Genomic DNA, 14,058 nt, shown 5'->3' on the forward strand with positions numbered 1-14,058 from the left:
AAGCCATGTTTACAAACGCTATAGAATGGGTTCAAGATACTTATGAATTGCTAAAGGAGTCATGGAACGACAAAGGGCTAACCGACAATGGATCCGCTTTTGACCTCAAGGCACATCAATATCCTTCTTTTACTGAGGAACTATTACCTTATCAATATTTTGATGAGGAATCGAAGCTGTTTTTTAATGAACACAACGCGGGTTTAATTTATCGCATTGTCCCTTTAACAGGTGCGAATGAACACATAGCAGAGCAGCTGGATATGCTGCTTCAATCTAAAGTGTCTCATGAGTTTACCTTGCAGTTGATTTGCGTCAAACACAATCAAGTAGGGAAAGATATTGAGGCATTTACTTCGCAGTTCACAAAAAGCGAATTTGAAAATTTAGGCCTGTTAGGAGATAACCTTAAGGCATTTTATCAAAAAGCCGCCATACACGGTTTTAAAACGAATACGATGCTTTCACCTCGATTAACGCATACGGATTGCTATATTGTCATTGATAAAATCAAAAAAGAATCTGAGAACGATTTAAAAGCCTGTTTTGGCCAGTTTCGCGTTTCTTTTGAAGCATCCTTAAGTGCTGCAAAAATTGGATTTAAGCAAGCAGATGCGACTGACTTTTTGCATTTGCTTCAGTTTTATCTGGATAATTGCCCTGATGCAATTACCCCTCGCCCTGTTGTATATGACAAAACCAAATTACTTAAAGAGCAGGCGCTGTCTCATGACTTTGATATTGAAATTAAAAATAATGAAGTGGTGATTAAAGGGGTTAATGAAGCTGGACGTGCTTATGAAACAGCTGTATCTGTTCTGACCATTGATCGCCTGCCTCGTCAGTATTGTTTATGGGAGAACATCAATAATACCAGCAACATTTTTCATCCTGATAAAAGAATATCCTGTAATCACATCATCTCGGTCATCTATCTGGTTGAAGAGCAGGGGCGTGCTCAGGGTAGGGCGAACCGCAAGACCCGTGATTTGGATAAAAAATCTAAAAGTGATTATGCCTTGAATGTAGCGGGAACTGAGGAGCAGGCAAGAGTATGGCGTACTTTTCGAGATGATTTATCCTCACAGAAGACTCGTTCTGTAAAGATGCTTTATAACGTGGTTCTTTTTTCACGACCTCATGAAAAAGAGCGTGATGTGGAAGCTGCTCGCACGGTATTTGCGTTCAATGACATTAAACTGGCCTTGTGTAAACGCATGCAATGTCCGTATTTTTTAGTCTCGATGCCGTTTTTTTTCACAGGAAATCTGGCTAAGGATTTTTCTCTTCCCACAATGATGTGGCCAATTTCTTCATGGAATGCAACCCAATACATGCCCATTCTTTCTGACTGGCGCGGGGTGGGCAAGGGTATTTTGTTACCCACCATGCGCGATCAGTTTGCCTGCATCGATCCTTTCTCAGGTGCATTTGGCAGCAATTACAATATGGCTGTAACTGGCACATCGGGCGGTGGAAAAAGTTTTTTCATTCAGATGCTGATGCTCAATATTTTATTTAATGGCGGGGATATTTTTATTATTGATGTAGGTGGGAGCTACAGAAAACTGTGTGAGGCGCTCGGTGGGACTTATCTTGAATACAGCAATTTGGCGATGAATCCCTTTACCCATGTAACGGATATTTTACGAGAAATTGATGACATTATTGCCCTATTTGAATTATTAACCTGCCCAACCAGCGGTGCTACAGATGATGACAGAGGCACTTTAAGAGAAGCTATTTTAACTGCCTTTGGAACAACTGGGAATCAAACACGCATTGATGAGGTTGCAGGAGTCTTATTGTCGTTGTACGAGCACGACCGAGAAACCTATCCTACAGCGCGCATTTTGTCTAAAAACCTTCAGCGTTACTGTTCTGCGTCAGAGCATGGAAAGGCGTTTAATGAACCATCCCAGTTATCGCCTGATGCCCGCATAATTGTAGTTGATTTGAAGGAAATTGAAGACAATCAAAGCATTCGCGCACCGGTTCTCCTGTCAGTTATTTCTCAATTTCAAAGACGTATGTTCAATTCAGACAGGAACAAACAAAAGATGTGCATCATTGATGAAGCCTGGTCTTTTTTTACAGGAGATTCAATTGCAGTGAACTTTATTACCAAAGGCTTTCGTACTGGTCGGCGGCATAAAGCATCATTTGTCACGATTACTCAGGGGATTGAGGATTATTTTGAATTTTCAGAAGCCCGTGCCGCATGGGAAAACTCGGCTTTAAAGCTTGTTTTTTTACAAGAAGAATCACCGCTTTTAGAACATCAAAAAAAACATGAGACTTTTTCGGATTTTGAGATGACCATTCTCAAATCATTCCCAATAGCGAAAGAAGCTGGTTTTTCGCAAGTCTTGTTGCGTGCCAATGGTATTTCCTCCTTTCATCGCTTGTTCGTTGATCCGTTTACTCGCGTGCTTTTATCTTCTGATGGTGATGACTATCAGGCGGTCATTAATTATGTGGCACAAGGATTTGCATTTCTTGATGCGGTATCGCGCGTGGCAGAGCTGCATTATGGGAGGGTTTATGCAGCTTAATCGCTTAAACACCACACATTGGGTCATTGCGGGAGTTGGTGGGCTCATTGGAGTCCTGGCGGGTATGTTTATGATGTGGCATAAGCCGTTACCTCTTTTGGTGGTTGATATGAATCGTGCCATTGAGGCGCCTTCAGTGCTGCTTGCCCGTTCTAATCTGACTCATGAAGAACAATTAAACATTATGGATCGCTTTTCACGAGCCCTTCCAGAAGTTATCAAGGACTATGGAAGGGCTCACAGGGTAACCTTAGTCAGCGCACCCGTATTGACTGGTTACAAACCCTCCCTGGTGGATGTAACAGACGAGCTCATTGCTTTGACCATAGCAAGGATAAAGCATGAAGCGCACTAACAAACGGTTTTTTTCCCTGATTCTTGGTCTGGCCTTTTTATTAGAGCCTGTAAGCCATGCAAAAAATATTGGTCAGTATGGCCAGACATTCCCTGTCAAGGAAGAGGATATAAGGAAAGTCATTATGAACAAACTCTATGCATTGCAGCAAAGCGGTGATTTAGAGCATGTTCAGCGCGATTTAGAGCAGAAAGCCGCACGCCAGGCGATGAGACCACACCTTTTGGCATTGAGCACGACTCGCACGCCTAAGACGTTTCGCATCTCACCGGCAGTGACTGTATCTCATGACATCTGGACACCTGATGGGTATTTAATTGCAAAAGCAGGAACGCGGATAAACCCATTTGAGCGCGTTCACTTCCTCAAAACCCTGATTTTCTTCAATGCGGATGATGCAAGACAGGTTGCCTGGGTTAAGAAACATTACACCGACTTTAAGCACGTTAAGTTTATTTTAACAGGCGGTGATGTTCGAGTTGCTGCAGCGCTTTTTGGTCGAATTTATTTTGATGTGAACGGCATCATTTCATCTCGGCTGCAGCTTCAACACGTCCCAAGCATAGTCAGTCAGGTAGGTCTTGATTGGCAAATTAAAGAAATTGGAGTGAATGATGAATAAACGACTCTTCTGTTCAATTGCTGCAGGTTTATTCTTCATCTGTTCATTGCACGCGTCACAATGTAAAGGGCACTTTGTCAATCCTATTACCGACATTTGCTGGGATTGTTTGTTCCCTTTAACCATTGGTTCCTCCGAAGTAGTAAAAAGCCACTATCCTGATACGAAAAACCCTGGGAACCCGGTCTGTTCTTGCCCAAACAAATTACAACTTTTAGGAGTTACTATAGGTTATTGGGAACCCTTTGCGTTAGTCGATGTGACACGAAAGCCATATTGCATGGTGAATCTTGGGGTGCAACTGCATATCAAAGACCAGGGTCTTGGTGGTTCACAAATGCCCGATACGGATGGGCGAGGCGCATTTTATTACGTGCATTGGTACAAATACCCTCTGATGTATTGGCTGCAGGTACTTACATCCATCGGCTGTATGGAGACAGAAGATTTTGATGTGATGTATTTGAGTGAACTTGATCCAACTTGGAATGACTCTGAGTTTGCTTTTGTTCTTAATCCTGAGGCCACCTTATTTACCACATCGCCAGTACGTGCGTCTTGTGCTGCAGATGCAACCAAAGCATTGGCAGGGATGGCCATGGATTCTTTATTCTGGTGTATGGGCGCTCAAGGTTCCACCTATCCTCTCAATGGTTTTGTTGCCAATCAGGCAAGTCCCATTAGTGCCGCAACGCTTCTGACAGAACGCACCGACTTTAAGCTTCATCGCCTTGGAGCAATTAAAGATTCCGTTGGTAAAGATTGGCCTGCACTTTGTAGCACCTATCACTCTTCCATTTTGCCTAAAAGCCGGTATCGCTACCAGTTAGTCAATACATTGCCTGATGCGAAACGCTGCCAGCCCTTTGGCCGCTCAGTCATTACCTGGGAGGCCGGACATACCTATCCTGGAGATGGGGATAATTTTGGCTTCATGATTTGGCGCAAGAGAAATTGTTGTTTTTTATAAGGAGGCCTTTAATGGCGCACTACATTAAAATCATTATCCTGTTTCTGGCTGGGGTTGTCGAATGCTTTGCAAACACTAATGATGAATTAAGGCATTATCAAGAGGAGGGGGCTCACCAGGTATCAACCATTTCGAGTAATACAATCGAAATGCTAAAGCATACATCTTTACGGAATCAATCAGAGCACCAATCATTGATTGATTCACTCATGCAACGCAGCACAGACGGTTTACAAAGCAATCAAAAACCGCAGGGCGCTGAAGGTGCCATTTTATTTGTATCCTTTTCCATGCCCGACTCACTTTTATTTGCATTGAGCGATGAAGCAGCACGGTTTCATATTCCCGTGGTCATTAATGGGTTAGTGGATGGGGATTTTAAAAAAACCATAGAAACATTTAAACGCCTTAATAGCGAGGCTCAAAAGCAGCATTTAAACTTTAAGGGAATTTCTATTGATCCGGTCTGGTTTAGTCAATTCCACATTACAACGGTTCCAGCGCTTGTGGTCACAGAGCCCTTCAAGTCTTGCGGTTCAGGGCAGTCCTGTGCCAATCAACCCTTTGATGTAGTGTATGGCAATGCAGGCATAAAAAAAGGACTGGAGCTCATCGCCCAGAAAGGAGATGCAGGAGTCACATTAGCAGCCACCATATTGGAGAAAGGCCATGTTTAGATGCATGTTGGCCATCGTCTGTATTCTTGGATTTGGCACGTTCTCAGCTGCCAATACAACAGCGCAGGACTTTCAGAAATTAAAAGAATACGCAAAATCTTTGGGGAATCAGCCACTGAGCGCCATGAATGAATTTAAGCCCCAGAATACCTTCAAAGACTATACAGAAAATCCTGAACAATCGCTTCATTATCAGGGGGTTGAGACTGAAAAAACGGATTTAAGTATCTTGGCTGCGAATGCCTTACAAAATGATACCGGTGGACGTACAGTGACCGAGCATTTTGGTCAGCGCCAATTTGAAATTAATACTAAAAATGAGGCGATTAAAAGCGCCAAATTAATTGAAGAAGAAAGTTATGCGATTACCCATGGACAATCTAACGAGCGGATTAAATGCGATGAAAAGCCACCTGCTTGTGAGATTAAATCGCATGAGGAACTTTGTCATACATCAAGGCAATTACCAGAACAGCAGTGTTTAAAGAAACGCAAAGTAACCGTGAACACAGAACGCTGGAGTCAAAGAGCTGATTTTGAGGTATGGGTTCATAAAAAATGGACCGGACTCATAACAGTTAATCTTATGACGGGTGCTATGACCAATACCGCAGGAGGACATTTAACTAATCCCATTAAATTAAATCATCCCTGTAAAGAAATGAAAGCCACAGTTCATTCCATTTTAAATAATGGTGGATCTGCTCATTGGGTGAGTGTAGTGGGACTTCCAACCTGCCAGAATGGAAGCGTAATCAGTTTGTATATTTCAGATAAGTTCAGTCGCTATTACCCAATTCAAGTGGCATTGACGATTAATGCTCATTCCAAATCCTATGTGGAAGAAGAGCACTGGGATAATGAATGCGCCACTCTTGAGACAAACAACCTATGTCAAAAAACACAAGAGCAGTGTACTGATTCCAATCCAACCCGTGTTATTAATGGCCTGCCCGTTACTCGTGATTGCTGGGAGCTTAATGCACGATACCAGTGCGCATCCGCTGCAGCCGATGAATGTAAAACGCAACGTGAAAAAGGATGCTTACAGGCAAGCTCGCGCTGTACATTAATGAATAATAATACCTGCTCACTCTATGAGCAGGTATATCGTTGCGATGAGACAGTTTGTCCACAGCCCGTGGCTTGTGTGCGTGATCTCTTTTGTGCCGATGGAGACTGCACGGAGCATGCTGCGACTCAGAATGATGGTTTTGGAGAGGCCATGGCACCTATGGCCGTTGCAGGAGCTGCTGGCGCTGAGTTTGGTAAAACGCAGGCCACCTTATTTTCAGGCCATCCAGTGCAATGCAAAATCTGGGTTTGGGACATTATTGATTGTTGTTCGAATGAAGGTTGGGCTGACAAACTCCATATCGATTTGTGTCGTGAGGAAGATAAGGCTTTAGGAAAGGCCAAACAGAATTATCTAGCTCATTATGTGGGCGAATTTTGTAGTCAGAAAGATCCCATTTTGGGAACCTGTCTGGAGCATAAACGTACCTATTGTGTCTTTGACAGCAAAATGGCGCGCATTATCCAGGTCGAAGGGCGTTTAAGACAATTAAATCCCAACGCTTTAGGAGATGCGGAGCATACACGCTGCGAGGGGCTCAGTGTAAAAGAATTACAAAGCCTTGATATGGGACGAATCGATTATTTAAATCCTGTCTATCCATTTCCCCAAGGACAGCCAACAAAAGAAGCCGGAATTGTAGGCGATGTCGTTTTAAATAGCCCCGACGCCTCAAAAGCTATGGATGAAATCAAACGGCGAGTCCAGAAAAAGGCGGAACAAAAATGAGATTATTCATTATTATTTTAATGTTACTTTCCATGCCTGCCATGGCTGATTTAGTAAGTCCACCCGCTCATGGGTTTCATTGGTACAGTACCGAAAGCAAGGAACCCAAGACTAAACCTGCTCATACTCCGAAGGAATCAAAGCCTTCGCTGACTCCATATGAAGAGCTTATGGAGATACGCAAAGCCACCATGAATAAGCTCGCAACGGCATTAATTGCCCCATCATTTGATGCCACCTATGAGTACATGAAAGCCCAGCAGGTGTATGCCAAAAACAATCAGAAATTTGTCCAGTACTGGCAACAAGTGCTGCTGTCTCATCCTGAGCTGGATCATTCCTTAAATTTTCCAACTGACAATACGGCTGTGGCTATTCGCAATGATTCGATGAATCTTTTAATGGAGAGGGTAGTCCGAGAAGGGGCTAAACGTTATGGATTAATCCTTTTTTACAAAGGGAACAGTTCCATTTCGCAAAAATTCATCACTCATCTTGTGCCATTCGTCAATCTGACTCACTTTTCAATGATATCGGTCACCACAGATGGACAGCCCATTGAAGGTCTTCCTAATCCTAAAAACATACCTCTTCATGAAATACAAAAAACAATGAATTTGCAGTCACGCTACATGCCAGCACTGTTTCTTGTTGATTTAAAGACACAAAAAATGTCGCCTTTATCCTATGGTTTCGTCTCCACAACCGAGTTAAAAGAACGCCTTTTGGATGTGGCGACTCATTACAAACGATTCAGCTATGAGGGGTTTGAAGCATGATTGTCCGCATCATTTGTTTACTGCTTTGTTCTGTAATTAATTCATTGCACGCTAATGTGGCAATTGAAGAACTCAATGCACTGTTATTGAAAAAGCAAGCCCCTAAGGCTTTTGCACAGAAGGAATCAGCTGAAGTTAAAGAGTTATCCAAAAATTATTATTTTGCATTTATTTTTCGAAGCACCTGCCCACATTGTAAAAAATTCTCCCCTGTTTTAAAGGATTTTTCAGAAACATTCCATATTAAGGTTCGTGCTTTTAGCTTGGATGGAGAATCCCTGGATGGCCTCGATACCACACCATTAACACCTGAGCTTTTTCAAACGTTCTATGTATCAGGAGGGTATAAGCCTACAGTTCCCGCCTTGTTTTTAGTCAATCGACATACCCTGGAAGCCTATGCTGTCTTGTTTGGAGAAGCAACTCCTTATCAGCTGGCACAAAGAGTTCATGAATTAAAGCAACACATTGAGGAGAAATTTAATGATTAGAGCTCTTGTGCTAACCCTTGTTGCATCTTTTACTTGCGTGACAGGACATGGTGTTCATGCATCAGCCAGTGCCGATTTGAATCATTTTTTTAATAATCTTGGATATTCTGCGAATGTCACAGGTAGCCATTCCTATGAATCACAGGCAGCAGGATTTGCATCTTTAGGTTCCGTTTATGCCAGAAATCAGGTGCGCTCCATTCAGATAGCTCACGTTGATGTACCTGGATTTCGTTCAGGATGTGGCGGAATTGATATTTTTGCAGGTGGTTTTTCCTTTATTAAATCAGAGCAGATTGTTTCCTTCATGCAGAATATTTTAAGTAACGGGGCAGGTTATGCAATGAACCTTGCACTGGAGACCGAGTTGCCTGAGATAGCTCATGCCATGCAATACATGCAAAAGCTGGCAAATGACATTAATGGGACGAATTTTAATTCGTGTGAGATGGGAGAAAATCTGACTGCAGCGCTTTATCCTAAAAATAGAGCGGCACATCAGCGTTTGTGTGAGGACATCGGGCGTAATCGTAATGTATACACCGATTGGGCAGAAGCAAGGCATAAATGTTCGACAGGAGGGGAGATTGAAAAGCGATTGGAACAGGCAAAAAACGATTCAGAATATAAAGACAGGGCTCTTTTGAATACCAACGTAGTTTGGGATGCACTACAACAGAATGAATTCATCAAATCGGATACCGAAATTTCAGAAGTCTATATGTCGATTTCAGGAACGTTGGTATTTGATGCCAAAGGAGGGATGCAAACGTATCCCTCTTTAGCGACCAATCAGGATTTTGTAAAAGCCTTGCTCTATGGAGGTAAATTACCCAGCTATAAGTGTAGTGATTCGAATAAGCCCGTAAAATGTCTTGACGTCAATGTGAAAGGAAGCCAGGAGATTAGCAGTAAAGATGCCCTTGTTTCTCAAGTACAAGCCATCCTGCAGGGAGTTTATGAGAATATCAAATCAGGGACGGCCTTAACACCGCAACAAAAAGGGTTAATTGAACTAACCCAGCCGTCTGTATTTCAGCTCATTTCAGCCAGTGCACAACAGAATATCGGCATACAAAGCAGTTATGAATTGGCTCAGAGTGTAGCAACGGATTTGCTTGCCCAGTATCTTGCAAATTCACTTGAAGTGATTCGAGCATCCCTTGCGGGACGTGATTTAGGTAGTGATCATGAAGAGAAGTTATTTAAAAACCTGCAAGTGGCACAACAATTTGTAGATAATTTTAACAGCGAATCCCGAGCACGTTTTAATGCCGCACTGACCACCAATCAATTGGTTCAAAACAACGTGAAGCAGGCACTTAATGCCCTTAATCCCATTTTAAGACAATCATATACCGGAGGGGCACAATGAGCCCATTATTAATCTACACCCCACAAAATGGGATTTATTTAAAAGAGTTGCTTGATGGTATGGCCGCTTTGCTTGGCGAATCCACGTTTAGCACCGCGTGTGACATTATCATGATTTTATCCGTTGGTATGGTTGGTTATCAGTACGTGATGGGGAAAAAGCTCGAATCATTAACTCGCTTTGTGCTGACCACCTTTTTAGTCATGTATTGCGTGCTAGGCATTAAAGTGCCTGTGGCACTTATTGACATGCAGACAGCCGAAGGAGCAGGGGAAGCCTTAACGGTTGATCATGTGCCTTTAGGTGTTGCATTGCCTGCAGCAGTCATTAGTGGCATAGGATATGGAATAACAACGGCCTTTAGTGATGTATTTCACATGCCAGATAGCTTGGAGTACAACAAAACAGGAATGATTTTTGGTGCAAGAACTTGGCTTGCGGCAACCCAGACAAGGTTATCCATGTCGCCTGATTTGGCGCAAGACCTATCGTCTTATATCCGCCAATGCGTGTTTACAGCAAAACTTTTGGCAAGTCACCAATTAAGCCCTCAGGAGCTTACTCAAAGTGCTCATCTTTCTAAAACCTATTTTGAGGAGCCATCACCTATTTATCGGGTGATTCTGCACAATGGAATCAATTTAAGTTGTGATGATGCAGCAGCCAATTTGAAGACTCGACTACCCATTGCAGCGAAATTGGAGTTGGAGCGTCTTAATCATCTGGTAACCACAGGTGCTTTAGGGTCACGCAACACGGATAGCAGTTCTTTGCCAGGCGAAAAGACATTTGGTGACAGGCTGCAAGCTGCTCACAAATATTACATGAACATTACCGAAGATGCGGCTGAAACACTCACCCAAAATATCTTAATTAATGCGACCCGAGATGCTGCTGCCGATGCTTTTGCTTTTTCAGGAGCTGATGCCGCACTCATGAATTACACTAATACAGACAGCACACAAAAAATGCACGTTGCCGAAGCCAATAGCTTTTGGCTTGCAGGATTTCGCCTGCCTTACTATATGACCGTGATGTGGATGCTAACGCTGTGTATTTTTCCATTAGTTGTTTTAACTTCGTTGTTCCCTACTCTGAGTAACGCTTATTTCTTGTGGGTACAATCTCAAATCTACCTTTGGTCATGGCCGCCGATGTTTATTATTTTTCATTGGTTTGTTTCTATGGCTTCAAGTACCACCATTACTTTGTTTGGTCAAAAAACAGGAGGTGTGACCTTCTCTAATATTGATTCATTAGCCAGCATGCACAGTAATTTTGCCTATACGGCAGGTGCATTGGCAGCAAGTGTTCCTGTTATTGCCCTGTACATCACGAAAGGATTGGGACAGATTTTGAGTACATCCTCCCAGCATTTTGGTGGTATGGCACAATCTTTGTCAGTCAGTGAAGCGCAATCTGCAGCTGCAGGTAACATCTCAATGGCAAGTTACAGCGGTTGGAATATGAACTATGAAAATACCAGCGCCAATAACGTTTCGGCTAACAAGCACGATACCAATTGGACGAACATGCATGGGATGCACACGGAACAATTGGGAAGTGGTGTGCTTAAGACGACCACAGGTCATGGAGATGCTGTTTTTGATGTAAGTCCTGGGATGTCACGAGGACCCGTACATATCTCAGATACAAAGGCCTTAAGTGGCTCTTTAAATCAGGCTTTTGAGGAATCCAGGCAGGCTGCAGCCAATGAAAGTCAGCATTATCAAACGTCCTTATCCAGTTTTGCGCACAGTGCAGTACAATTATCGAAAATGCAGGGACATGATATGCGTTTAGGCGATGGAGTATCGACAAGCGAATCCGGTCAATACAGCCAGGCCTTATCGACCATGACGCATATTGCCTCGGATGTAGCTAAACGCGAAGGGATAAGCCAAGAGGATGCGCTGGCTCATATGACCTCAGCTGGATTAAATGCCCACGTCGGAGTCGCAAGTGAAAAAAGTATGCTGGGAAGTATTGGGCGGTTTGCTTTTGGAGCAACAGGAGGTGCTGATAGTCATGCCAAATTCGATAGGTCATCAACGAGTAGTGATCGTTACCATGAAGGCACGGACAGCAGCATGTCAGCGAAGGAAGCAGAAGACTTTAATCAGGCGCTAAATTATGTGAGCCAGTTTGCACAAAACCATCATTTTGATAACAGCCATTCGGAAGGGGCAAGCCTTTCGAATCAAATGGGTACCGATTTAAGGAATGCGCAAACGGCAAGTCAAAACTACGATGCCTCGATGTCCAAAGCAGCTCGCATAAGCACGGCCAGAAGTTATGTCGAATCAAACTCCGATCAAGTGACTACCGATCTAAATCAGGCCTTCTCGAAATATGTTGCCAGTCGAACAGATGAAGTAACTCGTGATGCATTATATTCCAATCCTTCAGATCTGGCTTCATTAAAACAAATACAAACGCTAGCCAACGAGTTTATCAGTGAACAACGAGAAAGTTTAATCGCACGATACGGCAATGCTTCTAAAAATGCTCGGATTGACTCCCTTTATCAGGATGCAGCAAATCCATTAAGAACCAAAGAGTCACAAATGAGAGCTGACTACCACAAAAACAGTAATGCATTGGAGGATTCTGGAAGGACTCTGGGAGTTGGCATGGATGCATCAAGAGCCGAAAGCATGCAGCAAAAAATTAATAATCAGGTCGATGCGGCGGTAAATAAAACAAGCAGTGGAGGAGGACGCTTAAAGAGTCAATACCAGCAAGCGATTGAAACAACAAACAACGATGTAGGCGAAGGTAAAAAACTGGGTCAAACTAACGTGGCTATACCCGCCTATTTTACTAAATGGGTTGATCATCATGATAAATCAGCCCCAAAGAAGGAGCTTATCCATGAATAATGAAGAAATGAATTCACAAGAATTAAAAGAGGCCATCGCCTTGGATATAGAAACATTAAAAACATTAGACGTGGATATTATGCCGGCCAAGGAGTATTACCAGGCGAACAGAAGTTTGTTTTTGCATGTTTTTTTTAAACTATATGGAACAATACTTCTAGGATTTTTACTTCCACTCCCTTTTTATTGGAACGTGTTGAGGGTGGAGACTTCAACGCACGAGCTCATCTATATTTTTTTCTGGCTGCCATTAATGGCTCTAGGACTATGCCTTTTTGTTTTTTTATTCATTTACAGCACATTAAATCAATACATTTTGATTGACTATCAATTGAAACACAAACTAAGAACAGGCTCATTGATTGTAAAACAAATAAGGAGGGCTGGAACTATAGCCTATCGAATATTTGCGGGGATTGTTTTGATTCCTTCGCTGTTCTTGTTTCCCAGTGCTGCCTTCTTCATATCCTTTGGCGCGTTTTTCATTAGCGGGATTTTAACGAGCATCCTTGTTGAAATGGAGCTCAATAGGATAGGCATCAGCGTGCTGTTTACTCTCATAAAGAATTATTTTGATAAGGACAAAAATGCCAGTGCGGCAACACCCTTAAAATAAACAAAACACATCAAAAAGAATAAATTTTAACCACAAATACAAGCAGTGGAAGCCGCTGCTTTGCCCAAAAACCAGCAGGAGGAAGATAAAATGAGTCATGAATCCAATTACAAACATTATACCCGGGGAGGCCAGATCTCATTCCATAATCTGCGGATGTGGTTTCAGATTAACAAAGCGCTCTTTCATGTTTACTTATTCATTTGGGCAGGGTTAAGCATTGTATTGACCTGTATCTTTGCGCCACATGGAATGATAAGACAGACCATGGCCTATCATGCGGCTCATTTTTATCACCTGGCAGGGGTGCCACATGTATTTTCTATCCCTGTTAAAGGGGGGTATGCATCACAAACTGTCGAACAGCTTCTCCACAATCACTATTTTTCTGCAACCTCAGATCGTTTGCTGACACTCCTGTTACAGTCAACTCTATGGAGTTTTCCCTTATCGTTGATTGTGGCACTTTTGGTGAGCCGATATTTCATTTATCGAGGAAAGGTACAAACACAAAACCAATTTATACGAGGGGCGAGTTTAGTCCCATCAGAAACACTTAAAAAACAGATAATAAAGCAAAGGAAAGCATCTGATTTACATCTTGATGGATTTCCCCTGTTGCAAGGTACAGAGGTGCAGCATTTATTGGTTCATGGCACGGTTGGGATGGGGAAAAGCCAGTTCATTATGAAATTGATGGATTGTTTACGTGCGCGTGGCGACCGAGTCATTGTCTATGACAAGGGATGCACGTTTACTCAGGCTTATTTTCAGGAAGGTCATGATGCTTTACTTAATCCTTTTGATGCACGCTGTGCTAATTGGGATTTATGGCTGGAAGCTCCAAAAGATGAATTACTGGAAAATATGGCAGAAAGTCTCATCCCTATGCATGGAGAAAACGATCCGTTTTGGGTTAATGCAGCACGTAC

Annotated in this window: 12 protein-coding genes; all 12 read left to right on the plus strand. The window is 42.8% G+C overall.

Annotated features, from left to right (window positions below; genetic code table 11):
- Nucleotides 1-5 precede the first annotated feature (5 nt).
- Entirely contained in the window at nt 6-2,555 is a 2,550-nt protein-coding gene (gene traC / locus BGO44_RS17365; RefSeq protein ID WP_273199845.1) for a type IV secretion system protein TraC, read from the plus strand.
- The gene (locus BGO44_RS17370) at nt 2,545-2,910 is read left to right on the plus strand and encodes a TrbI F-type domain-containing protein (RefSeq protein ID WP_273199843.1); all 366 of its coding nucleotides are present in this window, start codon (nt 2,545-2,547) and stop codon (nt 2,908-2,910) included. Before traC ends, BGO44_RS17370 begins: the two co-directional genes overlap by 11 nt.
- On the plus strand, nt 2,897-3,532 hold the full coding sequence (gene traW, locus BGO44_RS17375; RefSeq protein WP_273199840.1) for a type-F conjugative transfer system protein TraW: 636 nt from the start codon (nt 2,897-2,899) through the stop codon (nt 3,530-3,532). The genes BGO44_RS17370 and traW overlap by 14 nt, the downstream gene beginning before the upstream one ends.
- Complete coding sequence (gene traU, locus BGO44_RS17380) at nt 3,525-4,502, plus strand: conjugal transfer pilus assembly protein TraU (protein ID WP_273199907.1); 978 nt, start codon at nt 3,525-3,527, stop codon at nt 4,500-4,502. The genes traW and traU overlap by 8 nt, the downstream gene beginning before the upstream one ends.
- An 11-nt stretch (nt 4,503-4,513) precedes the next feature.
- Nucleotides 4,514-5,179 carry a type-F conjugative transfer system pilin assembly protein TrbC gene (trbC, locus tag BGO44_RS17385; protein WP_273199837.1) on the plus strand — a complete coding sequence of 222 codons (666 nt, stop codon included), beginning with the start codon at nt 4,514-4,516 and terminating at the stop codon, nt 5,177-5,179.
- The gene (gene traN, locus BGO44_RS17390) at nt 5,172-6,983 is read left to right on the plus strand and encodes a type-F conjugative transfer system mating-pair stabilization protein TraN (RefSeq protein WP_273199834.1); all 1,812 of its coding nucleotides are present in this window, start codon (nt 5,172-5,174) and stop codon (nt 6,981-6,983) included. Before trbC ends, traN begins: the two co-directional genes overlap by 8 nt.
- Nucleotides 6,980-7,762: a type-F conjugative transfer system pilin assembly protein TraF gene (traF, locus tag BGO44_RS17395; RefSeq protein WP_273199831.1), complete on the plus strand. Its 783-nt coding sequence runs from the start codon at nt 6,980-6,982 to the stop codon at nt 7,760-7,762. Before traN ends, traF begins: the two co-directional genes overlap by 4 nt.
- Complete coding sequence (gene trbB, locus BGO44_RS17400) at nt 7,759-8,253, plus strand: type-F conjugative transfer system pilin assembly thiol-disulfide isomerase TrbB (RefSeq protein ID WP_273199827.1); 495 nt, start codon at nt 7,759-7,761, stop codon at nt 8,251-8,253. Before traF ends, trbB begins: the two co-directional genes overlap by 4 nt.
- Complete coding sequence (locus BGO44_RS17405; RefSeq protein WP_273199826.1) at nt 8,246-9,628, plus strand: conjugal transfer protein TraH; 1,383 nt, start codon at nt 8,246-8,248, stop codon at nt 9,626-9,628. The genes trbB and BGO44_RS17405 overlap by 8 nt, the downstream gene beginning before the upstream one ends.
- Nucleotides 9,625-12,510 carry a conjugal transfer protein TraG N-terminal domain-containing protein gene (locus BGO44_RS17410; RefSeq protein ID WP_273199824.1) on the plus strand — a complete coding sequence of 962 codons (2,886 nt, stop codon included), beginning with the start codon at nt 9,625-9,627 and terminating at the stop codon, nt 12,508-12,510. The genes BGO44_RS17405 and BGO44_RS17410 overlap by 4 nt, the downstream gene beginning before the upstream one ends.
- The gene (locus tag BGO44_RS17415) at nt 12,503-13,126 is read left to right on the plus strand and encodes a hypothetical protein (RefSeq protein ID WP_273199822.1); all 624 of its coding nucleotides are present in this window, start codon (nt 12,503-12,505) and stop codon (nt 13,124-13,126) included. Before BGO44_RS17410 ends, BGO44_RS17415 begins: the two co-directional genes overlap by 8 nt.
- A 90-nt stretch (nt 13,127-13,216) precedes the next feature.
- Nucleotides 13,217-14,058 (plus strand): type IV secretion system DNA-binding domain-containing protein (locus BGO44_RS17420; RefSeq protein ID WP_286823455.1); only part of this gene is annotated, 842 nt, incomplete at its 3' end.

This window comes from Legionella sp. 39-23, from assembly GCF_001897665.1.
Lineage (GTDB): Bacteria > Pseudomonadota > Gammaproteobacteria > Legionellales > Legionellaceae > Legionella > Legionella steelei.

What these genes read in the sequence shown, in the direction of transcription:
- traC (WP_273199845.1), top strand. Translation starts at nt 6, where the DNA reads ATGTTTACAAACGCTATAGAATGGGTTCAAGATACTTATGAATTGCTA.
- BGO44_RS17370 (WP_273199843.1), top strand. Translation starts at nt 2,545, where the DNA reads ATGCAGCTTAATCGCTTAAACACCACACATTGGGTCATTGCGGGAGTT.
- traW (WP_273199840.1), top strand. Translation starts at nt 2,897, where the DNA reads ATGAAGCGCACTAACAAACGGTTTTTTTCCCTGATTCTTGGTCTGGCC.
- traU (WP_273199907.1), top strand. Translation starts at nt 3,525, where the DNA reads ATGAATAAACGACTCTTCTGTTCAATTGCTGCAGGTTTATTCTTCATC.
- trbC (WP_273199837.1), top strand. Translation starts at nt 4,514, where the DNA reads ATGGCGCACTACATTAAAATCATTATCCTGTTTCTGGCTGGGGTTGTC.
- traN (WP_273199834.1), top strand. Translation starts at nt 5,172, where the DNA reads ATGTTTAGATGCATGTTGGCCATCGTCTGTATTCTTGGATTTGGCACG.
- traF (WP_273199831.1), top strand. Translation starts at nt 6,980, where the DNA reads ATGAGATTATTCATTATTATTTTAATGTTACTTTCCATGCCTGCCATG.
- trbB (WP_273199827.1), top strand. Translation starts at nt 7,759, where the DNA reads ATGATTGTCCGCATCATTTGTTTACTGCTTTGTTCTGTAATTAATTCA.
- BGO44_RS17405 (WP_273199826.1), top strand. Translation starts at nt 8,246, where the DNA reads ATGATTAGAGCTCTTGTGCTAACCCTTGTTGCATCTTTTACTTGCGTG.
- BGO44_RS17410 (WP_273199824.1), top strand. Translation starts at nt 9,625, where the DNA reads ATGAGCCCATTATTAATCTACACCCCACAAAATGGGATTTATTTAAAA.
- BGO44_RS17415 (WP_273199822.1), top strand. Translation starts at nt 12,503, where the DNA reads ATGAATAATGAAGAAATGAATTCACAAGAATTAAAAGAGGCCATCGCC.